Below are 14,279 nucleotides of genomic sequence, written 5' to 3' on the forward strand. Positions count from 1 at the left end.
CCGGGCGGATGGACCGGTGCGTGCCGGCCGGCGCGCAGCCGGCCCCGGGGCGCCGGGGCGTGGCCCTGCGCCGGCAGCCCGCTTACCGGCCGTCCCAGCGCCGCAGCACCAGGCTGGCGTTGGTGCCGCCGAAGCCGAAGCTGTTGGAGAGCACCGTGCGCAGCGGCGCGTCGCGCGTGGTGGTGACGAGCGGCAGGTCGCCCACGGCGGGATCGGGCGTCTCGACGTTGACCGAGCCCGCGATGAAACCGTCCTGCAGCATGTAGAGGCAGTAGATCGCCTCCTGCACGCCGGTCGCGCCCTGCGAATGGCCGGTGAGCGACTTGGTGCTGGAGAACGGCGGCACGGCATCGCCGAACACCTCGCGCAGCGCCCGCAGTTCGGGCAGGTCGCCCACGGGGGTCGAGGTGCCGTGCGTGTTCACGTAGTCGATCGGGCCGCCGCCGGCCTCCTCGATGGCCTGCCGCATGCAGGCGATGGCCCCGTCGCCCGAGGGCGCGACCATGTCCTCGCCGTCCGACGACAGGCCGAAGCCGACGATCTCGGCCAGGATGGTGGCGCCGCGGGCCTGCGCATGCTCGAGGCTCTCGAGCACCAGCGCGCCGCCGCCGCCGGCGATCACGAAGCCGTCGCGGTCCGCGTCGTAGGGGCGCGAGGCCTTCCCGGGCGTGTCGTTGAACTTGGACGACATGGCGCCCATGCCGTCGAACAGCGTGGCCAGGCCCCAGGACAGCTCTTCGCCGCCGCCCGCGAACATCACGTCCTGCAGGCCGAAGGCGATCTGCTGCGCCGCCATGCCGACGCAGTGCGCGGAGGTGCTGCAGGCCGAGGTGATGGAGAAGTTGATGCCCTTGATGGCGAACGCGGTGGACAGGTTGGCCGACACGGTCGAGCCCATGCAGCGCGTCACCTGGTAGGGGCCGACGCGGCGGATGCCCTTGGAGCGCAGCGTGTCCGCCGCCTCGATCTGGTGGGCCGGCGAGCCGCCGCCCGATCCCATGATGAGGCCGGTGCGCGGGTGCGAGATCTGCTCGGGCGCAAGGCCCGACTGTGCGATGGCGTCCTTCAGCGAGAGGTAGGCATACGCGGCCGCGTCGCCCATGAAGCGGCGCTGCTTGCGGTCGATGGCCGCGTCCAGGTCGATCTGGGGTGCGCCCGCCACCTGGCTGCGCAGGCCGAGTTCGGCGAACTCGGGCATGGCGCGGATGCCGGAGGTGCCCTCGCGCAGCGACGCGGTCACGGTCTGCCGGTCATTGCCGATGCACGAGACGATGCCCGCTCCCGTGATGACGACGCGCTTCTTCGTGGTCATGCCGATGCTCCCGCTGCGGGTGCGCCGTCCTTCCCGCCGTCTTCGCGCTTGAACAGGCCCACGCGCAGGTCGGAGGCCACGTAGATTTCCTGGCCGTCGGCCAGCAGGCGGGCGTCGCCGATGGCCATGACCAGCTTGCGCTTGATGACGCGCTTGATGTCGATTTCGTAGGTGACGAGCTTGACGTTCGGGCCCACCTCGCCGGTGAACTTGACCTCGCCCGCGCCCAGCGCCCGGCCCCGGCCCGGCAGCTGCAGCCAGGTCAGGTAGAAACCGATGAGCTGCCACATGGCGTCCAGCCCCAGGCAGCCCGGCATCACCGGGTCGCCCTGGAAGTGGCAGTCGAAGAACCAGAGGTCGGGGCGCACGTCCAGCTCGGCGCGAATCTTTCCCAGCCCGTGCGCGCCGCCGTCGGCGTCGATGTGCGTGATGCGGTCGAACATCAGCATGGGCGGCAGCGGGAGTCGTCCGCTGTCGGGGGTGAACAGCCTGCCTTCGCCCGAGGCGATCAGTTGTTCATAGGAAAAGGATTCAGCCATTGTCAGTCGTGCTCCAGGTCGGCGCGCGGCGCCGCGTTTCGTGTGCGCACACCCCGGCATCGCCGGCGGTCGCGAACGCGCATTATCCAGTCTGCGGGGGGCATCCACCCAGCCGGGGGGCGACAGACCCCACGGCGCCATGCGGCGGCGGCTTGACGCCGCGCAAGGAAAAGGGCCGCACGGGGCGGCCCTGGTCGGTCGGCCGACCGGCGCGGAGCGCCGGAACGGCCCGGGCGGCTTGCCCGCTCAATACTGCCAGAAGATGCGCTGCAGGTCTTTGCTGGTCTGGGGCTTCGTCAGGGCGACGGCAGCCAGGATGCGTGCCTTCTGGGGGTTCAGGTCGTGCGCCACCACCCAGTCGTACTTGTCGTCGGGCTGCTCGGCATTGCGCAGCACGAAGCCGTCGGCCACGCGCGAGGAGCGCACGATCTGCACGCCCTTGCCGCGCAGTTCCTGCAGGGCGGGCACGACGCGGTCGGCCACCGAGCCGTTGCCCGTGCCGGCATGGATCAGCGCCTTCACGCCCGAGTTGCCCACCGCGTCGGCGATGGAGCGGGGCACGTTGCCGTAGCCGTAGACGATGTCCACGGGCGCCAGGGCGGTGATCTCGTCGATGTTGAACTCCGACTGCATCGTGTGGCGCTTGACGGGCGCGCGGAACCAGTAGGTCTGGCCTTCCACCACCATGCCCAGCGGGCCCCACTGGCTGCGGAACGCCTGGGTCTTGACGTTCACGCCCTTGGTGACGTCGCGGCCGCTCTGGATCTCGTCGCTCATGGTGACGAGCACGCCCTTGCCGGCGGATTCCTTGCTCGCGGCCACCGTGACGGCCTCCAGCAGGTTCAGCGCGCCGTCGGCCGAGAGGGCCGTGCCCGGGCGCATGGAGCCCACGACCACGATGGGCTTGTCGGTGTGGACGACCAGGTTCAGGAAGTAGGCGGTTTCTTCCAGCGTGTCGGTGCCGTGGGTGACGACGATGCCGTCCACGTCGGGCTGCTTGGAGAGCGCGGACACGCGCTTGCCCAGCTGCAGCAGCTGGTCGTTGGTGAAGCTCTCGGAAGCGATCTGGAAGACCTGCTCCCCCTTCACGGACGCGACGTTGGCGAGTTCGGGCAGGCCGGCGAGCAGCTTGTCGACCGGCACCTTGGCGGCGGCGTACGAGGCGCTGTTGGCGGCCGTCGCGCCGGCACCGGCGATCGTGCCGCCCGTGGCGAGCACGACGACATTGGGCTTGGCGGCCGGCTGGGCGGGTGCTGCGGACTGCGTCTGCGCGCCGGCCACGAGGCCCCAGGCGGCGAAGGCGGCGCCGGCCAGCAGGCGCTTGAATTGCATGTGCGGGAAAGCCATCACTCGTTCATCTCCTTGGTTGTTTGATTCGTTGTCACGGGCCCGTCGTGCGGGTGCCGTATGTTAGGAATGACGTAACCCGGCTGTGGGGAATAATCCAGGTCGGGGTGTGAATGGAATTCATACCCCCCGATCCGCTCCCTCTCCAGCCATGAACCTCCGGCAACTCGAAGTCTTCCAGGCCGTCATGCAGGCGGGCAACATGAGTGCCGCCGCCCGCCTCGTCAGCATCACGCCCTCGGCCGTCAGCAAGACGATCGCGCACGCCGAGCTGCAGCTCGGCTACCCGCTGTTCAGCCGGGTGCGCGGCGCGCTCGTGCCCACGCCGGAGGCGCAGGCGCTGTTCGCGGCCTCCGGGCAGATCTACCGCCAGCTGGACGAACTGCGCCGTACCGCGCTCAACCTGCGCCAGCCGGAAGGCGGCCAGGTGCGGCTGGGGGCCATCCCCTCGGTGACGCACACCTTCCTGCCGACGGTGCTGGAGCTGCATGTGCGCCAGTCGCCCCGCGTGAAGGTGGAGGTGCGCACGCTGCACCCCGACCAGATGGCGCAGGCGCTGACCACGCGCACGGTGGATTTCGCGCTGGGCTTCTATCCGCACCCCCATCCGCAGGTGCGCAGCAGCATGCTGGTGAGCGGTCCGCTGTCGATCGCCGTCGGCCGCGACATCTGGCAGCGGGCCGTGCGCCTGAACCGCAACGACCCGATCTCGTTCCTCGCGAACACGCCCATGATCCCGCTGCTGGGCGACGACCCGATGCGCGCGCCCGTGGCCGCGCTGGCCCGCGAGCTGGGCGTGCACACCGAGCTGGGCATCCAGGTGCAGACCTCGCAGCTGGCGGTGGAGCTGGTGCGGCGCGGCCTGGGATGGACGGTGGTGGACTTCCTCACGGCCGGCAACCTGGACCCGGCCACGGTGGTGGCCGTGCCGCTGCGCGACCGCGAGCCGATTCCGCTCTACGCCTACCATGCGGAACACCGCCCGCCGGACCGCCATGCGGCGCGCATGCTCGACCTGCTGCCGGGCCTGCTGCACGCGGTGCTGGCGCGCCCGCACCATGCGGAAGGCAGCCCTGCCGGCTGAACGGCCGCCGGGCCTCTCGCCTGCGAAGCGGCCTGGTCAGCGCCGCAGGGGCCGCACCATGAAGGCCGCGGCCACGACCAGCGCGCCCAGCAGCCAGAGCGGCCACAGCCCGGCCCGCGCGGCCCACCAGGCGAACGGAGTGGCGGCGCCGCCGCGGCCCTCCACCTCGCCCCGCAGGATGCCGCGCTGCGCGGACGGCAGGCGCGCGGTGACCACGCCGCGGTGGTCGATCAGTGCCGTCGCGCCCGTGTTGGTGGCGCGCACCATGGGGCGCTCGAACTCCAGGGCGCGCATCCGGCTGATCGCAAGATGCTGGTCGATGGCGACGGAATCGCCGAACCAGGCGATGTTGCTCACGTTCACGAACACCGTCGGGGCCGACGCCGGATCGGCGAAGCGCGCCGCCAGTTCCTCGCCGAACAGATCCTCGTAGCAGATGTTGGGCGCGATCCGCTGCCCGGCCCACGCGAACGAAGGCTGCCCGACGCCGCCGCGGTTGAAGTCGCCCAGCGGGATGTTCATGAGTTCGGTGAACCAGCGGAACAGCGGCGGCACGAACTCGCCGAACGGCACCAGGTGGTGCTTGTCGTACCGGTAGGTGGCGGGCAGGCCGGGGGCGAAGCCGATCACGGAATTGGTGTAGCCCTGCCCGGCATCGCCCAATGGGATGCCCAGCAGCGCGGCGCGGGGCGCGGCGGTGGGCGCCGTGGAAGTGCCCTGCGGCGATCCGCCCGCGTAGTGCGCCTGGATCGATTCGAGATAGCCCGGCATGAGCTGCTGCGGCAGCAGCGGAATGGCGGTCTCGGGCGCGACGACCAGCGCGGCATCGGCGGTGCGCAGCGCATCGCCGTACCAGCGCAGGGCCTGCGGAATGCCGCTGCCGGCCTGGAATTTCTCGTCCTGGGGGATGTTGCCCTGCAGCAGCGCCACGGACAGCGGCGCGGGCGCCTTCGCCTCCTGCGCTCCCTGCGCGCCGCAGCCGTCCACCGCGCAGTGGCGCTGTGCCGCCAGCCCCGCCCAGGCGATGGCGAACGCGGCGGCGACGGCCCAGCACGTCGGCCGGCGCAGATCGGATCCGCGCAGCTGCGCGGCCAGCATCGCCAGCCCGGCCGCCACGGCGCCGATGCCGTACACGCCGACCCAGCGCGCCAGCACCGCCAGGGGGCCCTCCACGTGCGCGTAGCCGCCGGCCCCCCACGGGAACCCGGTCCACAGCACGCCGCGCGCCAGCTCGGCCAGCAGCCAGAGCGCGCCGAAGGCGACGGCCAGCACGCCGCGCCGCCCGGCGATGCGGACCTTGACGCGCGCGAACACCGCTGCGGCCACCGCGTAGTAGCTGCCCAGGAACGCCGCCAGCCCCACCACCGCGAGCACGGCGAGCGGCGCGGCGAGGCCGCCGTAGGTGTGCATGGAGATGAACAGCCACCAGAACGTGCCCGTGAGCCACGCCGTGGCGAAGGCGGCGCCCAGGCCCGCCGCCTGCCATGCGCCGCGCGCGCCGAACAGCAGGCGCGCCAGCGCCGCGAGGGAGGCGAGCTGCAGCCACCAGAGCGGCTGCCCGCCCCAGGGCCAGGCGATGGATGCGGCCTGCGCGAGGCCGGCCAGCCCGGCCAGCGCCGCGCGGGCCATGCCGGCCGCGGCTGCCGTGGGCGCGGGCGCGCCGAAGCGGCGGCCGCCGGAGACATCGCGCGGCATGTTCAGCCGGCGTCCGGCCCGTCGCCCGCGGGCACGGGCGAGACCTTGAACCAGCGCACCGCCCCGCCCTTCGTGTGCAGCACGACGAAGCGCAGGCCGGCCAGGTCGAGCGATTCGCCGCGGCGCGGCGCATGGCCGAGTTCGTGCGCGATCAGGCCGCCGATGGTGTCGAACTCCTCGTCCCGGTCGCTGCCTTCGATCGCGGGCAGGTCGAACGCCTCGGCCACGCGCTCCACGGGGGTGTCGCCGCTCACGCGGTAGGTGCGGTCGGCCAGCGCGAAGATGTCGCCTTCGTCTTCGGGAATGTCGAATTCGTCTTCGATCTCGCCCACGATCTGCTCCAGCACGTCCTCGATGGTGACGAGGCCGGCCACGCGGCCGAACTCGTCGATCACCACCGCCATGTGGATGCGGTTCGCGCGGAATTCGCGCAGCAGGTCGTTCAGCCCCTTGCTCTCGGGCACGTACACCACGGAGCGCAGCAGCGCGCGGAGGTTCAGCTCGGGCGCCCGCTGCAGCTTCAGCAGGTCCTTGGCCATCAGGATGCCGATGATGTTCTCGCGCTCGCCCTGGTAGACGGGAAAGCGCGAGTGCGCCGTGTCGATCACCTGGTGGAGCAGCGGCTCGTAGGGCGAATCGATGTCGATCAGGTCCATGCGCGGGGCGGGCACCATCACGTCGCTGGCCGTCATCTCGGCCATGCGCAGCACGCGTTCCAGCATCACGCGGGCGTCGCCGTTGATGACGTCGTTGTCCTCCGCCTCGGCCAGGGTGGCGATCAGTTCGTCCTTGGAGTCCGGGCCGGGATGGATGAATTCGAGGAAGCGCTGCAGGAGCGTGCGCTTGTCTTCACGGTCGGACGGGCGCGCGGGGTGGGGGTCGGACACGGTCTCGGGGTGCAGGACGTGCGGTGGTTGCGAGGGCTCCAAGGATAGCGGATGCCCGTGACGCGGCCTCAGGCGGCCGGCGGCCCGCCGCTGCGCGCGGCCTGCATGCCCGCGAGGAAGGCGCGGAACTGGCGCGCCTGGCGCTTGAGCTGGTAGTCCATCTCCGCCAGGCCGTGCACCACTTTCTGGGCCATGCGCGAGTGCAGGCCCGCGGGCGGGATCTCGAGATAGGCCTCGGATTCGGAGCCGTCGCGGCGCACCACGGCGCCGGCATTGCGCGCGATGCGCAGCATGGCGGTGTTCTCGCTCAGCGCGTGGATGAACACCATGCGCACGTCGCGGTTGCGCGCGTGCATCACGGCACGCTCGAAAAGCCGCGCGCCGAAACGGCGGCCGCGGGCCTGGGCCAGCACGGAGACGCCGAACTCGGCGCAGCTGCGGTGCTCGGCCTCGTCGCCGTAGGCGAGGTGGGCGACGGCGATGAGTTCGAGCCGCCGGTTGTAGATGCCGAAGACTTCGTCGCGCACGAAATCGAGCTGCTGCACGTAGCGCAGCACCTGCTCGTCCGATGCCGCATAGCCGAACCGCAGGTAGCGGTCGCCGGGCTCCAGCCGCAGCAGGTGCGCGGCGATCCGGCCCCGGTGCTCCGGCCCCAGCGAGCGGATGGGCACCACGACGGGCACGCCTCGCGGCGCGGCGCGGCGGGGGGCGTGGGACTCGGCGGGTGGGGCGGACATGCCGCGATTTTAGGGTTTTCCCCTAAGAATCACGCCACCGTGGGGCGAATGCGACGTCCCGCTCGGCCACCACGAAGGCCCGCTCCGAACCGCCACAAGACGCCACGGAGCCTCACCCTTCCACTATGCATTCCATAGCATCCCGCTGTCGCCAAGGTGTCACACCGGCACGGCGGTGGTGCTCTTCACCCGGTCCAGCACGAAGCTGGTCTTGCAATCCTGCACGCTGGGGTGCTTGAGCAGCGTGTCCATGATGAAGCGGCTGTAGTGCGCCATGTCGGCCACCACCACGCGCAGCAGGTAATCCATCTCGCCCGTGAGCGCGGAGCATTCCACCACCTCCGGCCAGGTCTGCACGCTGGCGCGGAAGAGGTCCATGGGATTGCGCTTGTGGCTCTCGGTGTGCTTTTCGAGCCGCACGTTCAGGTAGGCGGTGAGGCCCAGGCCGACGGCCTCGGGCCGCACCAGGGCGACGTAGCGGTCGATCACCCCCGCGTCCTCCAGGCGCTTGGCGCGCCGCAGCACGGCACTGGGCGACAGGCCGACCTGCTCGCCGATGACGTCGTAGGTTTCGCGGCCATTGTCTTGAAGGCAGCGCAGGATGGCCCGATCGAGCCGGTCCAGTGCGTGGGAAGCGCTCATGGCACAGGATTCTACGAAGCCTCGGCATCGATGCCCCAGCCCTACGGGTTTGTCCGGGTGAACTCGACCGTAAGCGGGCGAATAATGGAATCCTTGAAATAGAACGATCGTTCTTTTTTATCGCGTCTGCTCTTTCTGGTCCTGCCCGTCACGCAACCCACGGAGATATCCATGCACGCAATCCTTCGCCGCCTCGGGCGGCTCAGCCAATTCGCTGCCGGCGCCACGCTCGCCCTGGCCCTGGTCGCACCGGCCGCCCACGCACAGCCGGTGTCGTTGAACCAGGCCAGCCAGCCGGGCTATACGCAGACGCGCTACCCGATCGTGCTGGTGCATGGCCTGCTGGGCTTCAAGACCCTGCTCGGCGTGGACATGTTCTACGGCATTCCCGAGGCCCTGCAGCGCGATGGCGCCCAGGTGTTCGTGGCACAGGTGTCGGGCGCCAACAGCTCCGAAGTGCGGGGGGAGCAATTGCTCGCGCAGGTCAAGGACATCCTGGCGATCACCGGCGCGGCCAAGGTGAACCTGATCGGCCATTCGCATGGCGGCCCCACCGTCCGCTACGTGGCCGGCGTGGCACCGCAGCTGGTGGCCTCGGTGACCTCGGTCGGGGGCGTCAACCGGGGTTCGCGCGTGGCCGATCTGGTGCGCGGCGGCCTGCCGCCCGGCTCGGTGCAGGAATCCGTGGCCAACGAAGCCGTCAAGGGGCTCGCCCAGTTGATGGGCGTGCTCTCGGGCGCGCCGGATTACCCGCAGGTCCCCAAGGCCGCGCTCGATTCGCTGAGCACGGCCGGTGCGGCCGACTTCAACCGCCGCTTCCCGCAGGGGCTGGCGGACGGCTGCGGAGATGGCCCGTCGGCGGTCAATGGGGTGCGCTACTACTCCTGGACCGGCAACCGTGTTCTCACCAACCCCCTGGACCCGAGCGACGCTCCCCTGGCCCTGCTCTGGCCGGTGCACGGTGAAGCCAACGACGGCCTGGTGGCCGTCTGCTCGGCGCGCCTGGGCAGGCATCTGGGCGACTACCGCCAGAACCACCTGGACGAAATCAACCATTTCGTGGGCCTGCGCGATCTGTTCTCCGTCGATCCGGTCACGCTCTACCGCCAGCACGCCAACCGCCTGAAGCAGCAGGGGCTCTGATCCCATGGCAGGCACCCGCGGGCGAGGGGCCGCCGCGGCGCTCCTGGCGGCGCTGCTGGTACTGGGCGTGAGCGGATGGTTCGCCATGCGCTCCCCGGAGGCGGGCGGCGGCGCAGGCACCCGCCCGTCCGTGGCCGGGAACGACGGCGCCGCGGGCCGGGCAGGCAGGGCGGAAGCGGCAGGCACCTCCTTCCTGGCGCCGCGCCCGCCGGGGCCGCTTGCCGATCCGCTGCTGGTTCCCGGGCTGCGCTATGCGATCGACGCGTTCCTGAACGATGCGCTGGAAGCCGGCGCCACGGAGGATCCGCAAGAGATCAAGCGCCGCCTGCGGGTATTGGCGGACCGGCATTTCGCCGCCGATGTGCGGGAGCGGGCCCTGGCCCTGGCGCTGCGCTACGTCGATTACCGCGCCGCGCTGGGCAGCGTGCCGCCGCCGGCCGACATGTCGGATGCGAAGGCGGTGCGCACGGCCATGCAGGCGCGCGACAGCCTGCGCCAGCAGTTCTTCGAGCCGGCGGAGTACGAGGCGCTGTTCGCGGAGGAAGCCGCGCTCGACCGCCACACCCTGGCCCGGATGGAGATCGCCGGTGACCGTACGCTCACCGCATCCCAGCGGGCCGACGCGATGCGCGCCGCCGAAGCCGCCCTGCCCGAGCCGCTGCGCGCGGCACGCCAGGCGTCCGTCGCGCACCTGGCCGCGGCCGATCAGACGGCCGACCTGAACGCGCGCCACGCCGACGATGCCACCCGCCACGCGGAGCGCAGCGCACGGTATGGCGAGGCCGCGGCCCAGGCACTCGCCCGGCGCGACGAGGAAGACCGCCAGTGGCAGCGGCGCCTGGACCAGTACCAGCAGGCCCGGGCCGCCACGGGCGAAGGCCCGGCGCTGCAACAGCTGCGGCAGCAGCTCTTCACGCCCGAGGAGCGGCTGCGCGTGGACGCGGCGCTCGCACTGCGCGGCGCCGGCGGCTGAACCACCGCTGGGGCGCCGTGCCTGCCGGCCGGGGCGCGCCGCCGCCTCGGTGTCGGTCCGCGACGGCCCTGCGGCGCAGTTCCAAGGAAACCTGCAGTTTTCCTGCGCGGATGAGCGGCGACCGCGATGCTTTCGCCAGAAACATGAGCATGCGAGCCCCTACAGTGGCATGACGCAGATCAATGCGCCAACCCCCGGAGACAACGCATGAACACCCCCCTGCCCCAGCACGCAGCCCAGGAGACCGCCGCCTGGGAGAACCCCATGGGCACCGACGGCTTCGAATTCATCGAGTACGCCGCTCCCGATCCGCAGGCCATGGGCCGCGTGTTCGAGGGCATGGGCTTCAAGCCCGTGGCACGCCACCGCCACAAGAACGTGACGCTCTACCGCCAGGGCGAGATCAACTTCATCATCAACGCCGAGCCCGACAGCTTCGCGCAGCGCTTCGCGCGCCTGCACGGCCCGAGCGTCTGCGCCATCGCCTTCCGCGTGCACGACGCCAAGGCCGCCTACGAGCGCGCGCTGAACCTCGGCGCCTGGGGCTATGCCGGCCAGGCCGGCCCGGGCGAGCTGAACATCCCGGCCATCAAGGGCATCGGCGACAGCCTGATCTACCTCGTGGACCGCTGGCGCGGCAAGAACGGCGCGCAGCCGGGCGACATCGGCAACATCGGCTTCTTCGACGTCGACTTCGAGCCGCTGCCGGGCGTGACCGCCGAGGAGGCGCTGAACCCCAAGGGCCACGGCCTGACCTACATCGACCACCTGACGCACAACGTGCACCGCGGCCGGATGATCGAATGGGCGAACTTCTACGAGCGCCTGTTCAACTTCCGCGAGATCCGCTACTTCGACATCGAAGGCCAGGTGACCGGCGTCAAGAGCAAGGCCATGACCAGCCCCTGCGGCAAGATCCGCATCCCGATCAACGAAGAGGGCAAGGAAAAGGCCGGCCAGATCCAGGAATACCTGGACATGTACAACGGCGAGGGCATCCAGCACATCGCCATGGGCTCGGACGACCTCTACAAGACGGTGGATGCGCTGCGCGCCTCGGGCGTGCGCCTGCTCGACACCATCGACACCTACTACGAGCTGGTGGACAAGCGCATTCCCGGCCATGGCGAGGACGTGGCGGAACTGCACAAGCGCAAGATCCTGGTGGACGGCAAGAAGGACGCGATCCTGCTGCAGATCTTCAGCGAGAACCAGCTCGGGCCGATCTTCTTCGAGTTCATCCAGCGCAAGGGCGACGACGGCTTCGGCAACGGCAATTTCAAGGCACTGTTCGAGAGCATCGAGCTCGACCAGATGCGCCGCGGCGTGTTGAAGGACGGCTAAACACATCGCCCGTCCGATTGATGTAACCAACTGCGCCGGCAGCGGACCCGTCTCTATACTGCGCCCTCCTAAGAGCACGGAGAGAGACCCATGTTGCGCCGTAGTTACATCCTGGCCGCCATCCTGGCGGGCGCCGCCTGCGCAGTGCATGCGCAGAACGCATCCGCACCGCTGACCATCGTGGTTCCCTACCCGGCGGGAGGCCCGCTGGACACGTCCGCGCGCATCCTCGCCGAGGGCGTGCGCGGCACGCTGGGGGCCGTGGAGGTGGTGAACAAGCCGGGGGCCGGCGGCAACACCGGCGCGGACATGGTGGCGAAGGCGCCGAAGGACGCGAACCTGCTGGTGATGGGCGCGGTGGCGACGCACGCGGTGAATCCGTGGCTCTACAAGGGCTTCCCGTACGACCCGCTGCGCGACTTCAAGCCGATCGCCCTGGTGGCGCGCACGCCCAACGTGCTGGTGATGGGCGCGGAGCAGGCGAAGTCGCTGAACATCGGGACGACGGCCGATCTGGTGCAGTACCTGAAGAAGCACCCGGACCAGCTCAAGTACGGCTCGGGGGGCAACGGCAGCATCGGCCACATCGCGGCCGAGATGCTGAAATCGCTCACCAACACGCGCGTGGCGCATGTGCCCTTCCAGGGCGCCGCTCCGGCACTGAAGGCGCTGCAGGCGGGCGAGGTGTCGTTCGTGTTCGACAACCTCGCGTCGTCGCTGCCGCTCATCCAGGCCGGCAAGTTGAAGGCGCTGGGCGTCACCACGCTCGGCCGCGACGACGAGCTGCCCGACGTGCGCAGCATCAACGACGAGGTGCCGGGCTTCAACGTGGTCACGTGGTTCGGGCTGTTCGCCCCGGCATCGCTGCCGGACGACGCGGCCCGCAAGTACGCGACCGCCTTCACCACGGCGATGCACGCGCCCGCGAGCGCCGCGAAGCTGAAGAAGATGGGCCTGGATGCGGAAGACCTCACGCTGGCGTCGTTCGGCCAGTTCGTGCGTTCCGAGCACGCCAAGTACGGCTTTTTGATCAAGGCCGCGAAGATCAAGCTGGATTGAAGCGCGGGGCGGCCCGGGCGTGGGCGGTCCTGCTTTTGACAAAAAAGGAGACATGCCATGGGACAAGCCCCCGTCGTCTACGGTCAATCCGACCGTCCCCCGCGCGGCGATTACGCACGCGCCGGCAGCGACTACACCTGCGCGCAGGACTATGCCGCCTACACGCCGCAGGACCACGACACCTACCGGCGGCTCTACGCGCGCCAGTCGGCGCTGCTGCCGGGCCGGGCGAGCGAGGCCTTCATCGCCGCGCTGCCCTCGCTGGGCGCGAGCGACCGCATCCCGCGCTTCGACGAGATCAACGAGCGGCTGCAGCGCGCCACCGGCTGGGAGATCGTGGGCGTGCCGGGACTGATCCCCGAGGTGCCGTTCTTCACGCTGCTCGCGAACCGCAAGTTCCCGGTGACGGACTGGATCCGCACGCCCGAGGAATTCGACTACATCGTCGAGCCGGACATCTTCCATGACCTGTTCGGCCACGTGCCGCTGCTCTTCAATCCGGTGTTCGCCGATTACGTGCAGCGCTACGGCCAGGGCGGCCTGAAGGCGCACGGCCTGGGCGCCTGCGAGATGCTCTCGCGCCTCTACTGGTACACGATCGAATTCGGCCTGATCCGCGAACGCGGCGCCCTGCGCGCGTACGGGGCGGGCATCCTCAGTTCCTCGGGCGAGCTGGAATATTCGGTGAACAGCCCCGAGCCGCAGCGCCTGCCGCTGCAGCTGGAGCGCACCATGCGCACCCGCTACAAGATCGACACCTACCAGCAGACCTACTTCGTGATCGACAGCTTCGACGAGCTGTTCCACATGACCGAGCCGGACTTCGCGCCGGTCTACGACCGCCTGCGCGGGCAGGCCGAGTTCGCCGCGGACGAGCGCGACGCCGTGGCCGCCTGACGGTCCATCCACCGCGCGGCGCGGGGCCGGAGGGGATGGCGCCCCATGGGCCCTTCGCGCGCATGGCGGCGGCTTCGCATGCCCGCCGCGGCGGCGCCGCGCCGCGGCGACCATGGCGGCCTCCCTCCCCATTGCCCGCCGCCAGGGGCCGCCGCGCACGGTGCGCGGGCGTCCCGCGGCGCGAGAAAGCCGCCCCATGCCGCGTGTCACCGGCGTTTCCTCACTGCTTCTGCGCCCTCCGTCCGGTCTGTCGCCGCAATCGCTGGCGGGCGGCGTCGCCCCCGTGGCGCCGGTCGTGCGGCGCCTGCCCTCCGCCGCGCCGGAGCCCACGGTGGCCGGCATCGCCCGCCGCACGGCTGCGGCGGCCTCGCTGCCGCCACGGACCGCGGCCGGCCGGCTGGCGGGACCGGAGGGCTTCGCCCGGCACGGCCGGCTGCCGCGGGAATTCCAGGCCCCGGGGCCGATGCGGGGCCCGCGCCAGGCGACCCACGCGGCACCCCTCTGGAGCCCGCGCCCCGCGGCCGAAGCGCTGCTGGCGGCGCGCTCGGGCGCACTCCTGCAGCGGCGGCCCGCGGCGGACTGACGGCGCACCCCAACGACCTGCCCGCCGGGGCGCGGCC

At 70.8% G+C, this 14,279-nt stretch carries 14 protein-coding genes; 7 read left to right on the top strand and 7 right to left on the bottom strand.

The genetic code is table 11. The features are described from left to right. Positions 1-82 precede the first annotated feature (82 nt). From fabB to Q9R47_RS13310, 3 genes are all read right to left on the bottom strand, one after another. Positions 83-1,312, bottom strand: a complete 1,230-nt coding sequence (gene fabB / locus Q9R47_RS13300; RefSeq protein ID WP_311233677.1) for a beta-ketoacyl-ACP synthase I — start codon at positions 1,310-1,312, stop codon at positions 83-85. After that, positions 1,309-1,851 carry a 3-hydroxyacyl-[acyl-carrier-protein] dehydratase FabA gene (gene fabA, locus Q9R47_RS13305; protein ID WP_311233678.1) on the bottom strand — a complete coding sequence of 181 codons (543 nt, stop codon included), beginning with the start codon at positions 1,849-1,851 and terminating at the stop codon, positions 1,309-1,311. Before fabA ends, fabB begins: the two co-directional genes overlap by 4 nt. A gap of 246 nt (positions 1,852-2,097) precedes the next feature. After that, positions 2,098-3,198, bottom strand: a complete 1,101-nt coding sequence (locus Q9R47_RS13310) for a type II asparaginase (protein WP_311233679.1) — start codon at positions 3,196-3,198, stop codon at positions 2,098-2,100. A 151-nt stretch (positions 3,199-3,349) separates the two neighbouring features. Here Q9R47_RS13310 and Q9R47_RS13315 point away from each other — a divergent pair, with 151 nt between their 5' ends. Next, the gene (locus Q9R47_RS13315) at positions 3,350-4,282 is read left to right on the top strand and encodes a LysR family transcriptional regulator (RefSeq protein ID WP_311233680.1); all 933 of its coding nucleotides are present in this window, start codon (positions 3,350-3,352) and stop codon (positions 4,280-4,282) included. Between the two features lie 36 nt (positions 4,283-4,318). Here the strand turns inward: Q9R47_RS13315 and lnt are convergent, their stop codons facing one another. The 4 genes from lnt to Q9R47_RS13335 all read right to left on the bottom strand — a co-directional run bounded on the left by lnt (position 4,319) and on the right by Q9R47_RS13335 (position 8,243). Then, complete coding sequence (gene lnt / locus Q9R47_RS13320; protein WP_404977142.1) at positions 4,319-5,977, bottom strand: apolipoprotein N-acyltransferase; 1,659 nt, start codon at positions 5,975-5,977, stop codon at positions 4,319-4,321. Between the two features lie 2 nt (positions 5,978-5,979). Beyond that, the gene (locus tag Q9R47_RS13325) at positions 5,980-6,864 is read right to left on the bottom strand and encodes a transporter associated domain-containing protein (RefSeq protein ID WP_311233681.1); all 885 of its coding nucleotides are present in this window, start codon (positions 6,862-6,864) and stop codon (positions 5,980-5,982) included. Between the two features lie 68 nt (positions 6,865-6,932). Continuing rightward, on the bottom strand, positions 6,933-7,601 hold the full coding sequence (locus Q9R47_RS13330; protein ID WP_311233682.1) for a GNAT family N-acetyltransferase: 669 nt from the start codon (positions 7,599-7,601) through the stop codon (positions 6,933-6,935). Between the two features lie 159 nt (positions 7,602-7,760). Next, complete coding sequence (locus Q9R47_RS13335) at positions 7,761-8,243, bottom strand: Lrp/AsnC family transcriptional regulator (protein WP_013596422.1); 483 nt, start codon at positions 8,241-8,243, stop codon at positions 7,761-7,763. Positions 8,244-8,414: 171 nt separating this feature from the next. Between Q9R47_RS13335 and Q9R47_RS13340 the strand changes: the two genes are divergently transcribed. From Q9R47_RS13340 to Q9R47_RS13365, 6 genes are all read left to right on the top strand, one after another. Further along, positions 8,415-9,386, top strand: a complete 972-nt coding sequence (locus Q9R47_RS13340) for a triacylglycerol lipase (RefSeq protein ID WP_311233683.1) — start codon at positions 8,415-8,417, stop codon at positions 9,384-9,386. A gap of 4 nt (positions 9,387-9,390) precedes the next feature. Further along, the gene (locus Q9R47_RS13345) at positions 9,391-10,359 is read left to right on the top strand and encodes a lipase secretion chaperone (protein WP_311233684.1); all 969 of its coding nucleotides are present in this window, start codon (positions 9,391-9,393) and stop codon (positions 10,357-10,359) included. A gap of 207 nt (positions 10,360-10,566) precedes the next feature. Next, entirely contained in the window at positions 10,567-11,703 is a 1,137-nt protein-coding gene (gene hppD / locus Q9R47_RS13350; protein ID WP_311233685.1) for a 4-hydroxyphenylpyruvate dioxygenase, read from the top strand. 90 nt (positions 11,704-11,793) lie between these two features. Further along, on the top strand, positions 11,794-12,762 hold the full coding sequence (locus tag Q9R47_RS13355; RefSeq protein WP_311233686.1) for a tripartite tricarboxylate transporter substrate binding protein: 969 nt from the start codon (positions 11,794-11,796) through the stop codon (positions 12,760-12,762). Between the two features lie 57 nt (positions 12,763-12,819). Further along, positions 12,820-13,659 carry a phenylalanine 4-monooxygenase gene (gene phhA, locus Q9R47_RS13360; RefSeq protein ID WP_311233687.1) on the top strand — a complete coding sequence of 280 codons (840 nt, stop codon included), beginning with the start codon at positions 12,820-12,822 and terminating at the stop codon, positions 13,657-13,659. Positions 13,660-13,855: 196 nt separating this feature from the next. After that, the gene (locus Q9R47_RS13365; protein ID WP_311233688.1) at positions 13,856-14,242 is read left to right on the top strand and encodes a hypothetical protein; all 387 of its coding nucleotides are present in this window, start codon (positions 13,856-13,858) and stop codon (positions 14,240-14,242) included. Positions 14,243-14,279: the final 37 nt, after the last annotated feature.

Source organism: Acidovorax sp. PRC11 (assembly GCF_031844105.1).
GTDB lineage: Bacteria > Pseudomonadota > Gammaproteobacteria > Burkholderiales > Burkholderiaceae_C > Paracidovorax.

What these genes read in the sequence shown, in the direction of transcription:
- Q9R47_RS13340 (WP_311233683.1), top strand. Translation starts at nt 8,415, where the DNA reads ATGCACGCAATCCTTCGCCGCCTCGGGCGGCTCAGCCAATTCGCTGCC.
- phhA (WP_311233687.1), top strand. Translation starts at nt 12,820, where the DNA reads ATGGGACAAGCCCCCGTCGTCTACGGTCAATCCGACCGTCCCCCGCGC.
- Q9R47_RS13315 (WP_311233680.1), top strand. Translation starts at nt 3,350, where the DNA reads ATGAACCTCCGGCAACTCGAAGTCTTCCAGGCCGTCATGCAGGCGGGC.
- hppD (WP_311233685.1), top strand. Translation starts at nt 10,567, where the DNA reads ATGAACACCCCCCTGCCCCAGCACGCAGCCCAGGAGACCGCCGCCTGG.
- Q9R47_RS13335 (WP_013596422.1), bottom strand. Translation starts at nt 8,243, where the DNA reads ATGAGCGCTTCCCACGCACTGGACCGGCTCGATCGGGCCATCCTGCGC.
- Q9R47_RS13345 (WP_311233684.1), top strand. Translation starts at nt 9,391, where the DNA reads ATGGCAGGCACCCGCGGGCGAGGGGCCGCCGCGGCGCTCCTGGCGGCG.
- fabB (WP_311233677.1), bottom strand. Translation starts at nt 1,312, where the DNA reads ATGACCACGAAGAAGCGCGTCGTCATCACGGGAGCGGGCATCGTCTCG.
- Q9R47_RS13365 (WP_311233688.1), top strand. Translation starts at nt 13,856, where the DNA reads ATGCCGCGTGTCACCGGCGTTTCCTCACTGCTTCTGCGCCCTCCGTCC.
- lnt (WP_404977142.1), bottom strand. Translation starts at nt 5,977, where the DNA reads ATGCCGCGCGATGTCTCCGGCGGCCGCCGCTTCGGCGCGCCCGCGCCC.
- Q9R47_RS13330 (WP_311233682.1), bottom strand. Translation starts at nt 7,601, where the DNA reads ATGTCCGCCCCACCCGCCGAGTCCCACGCCCCCCGCCGCGCCGCGCCG.
- Q9R47_RS13310 (WP_311233679.1), bottom strand. Translation starts at nt 3,198, where the DNA reads ATGGCTTTCCCGCACATGCAATTCAAGCGCCTGCTGGCCGGCGCCGCC.
- fabA (WP_311233678.1), bottom strand. Translation starts at nt 1,851, where the DNA reads ATGGCTGAATCCTTTTCCTATGAACAACTGATCGCCTCGGGCGAAGGC.
- Q9R47_RS13355 (WP_311233686.1), top strand. Translation starts at nt 11,794, where the DNA reads ATGTTGCGCCGTAGTTACATCCTGGCCGCCATCCTGGCGGGCGCCGCC.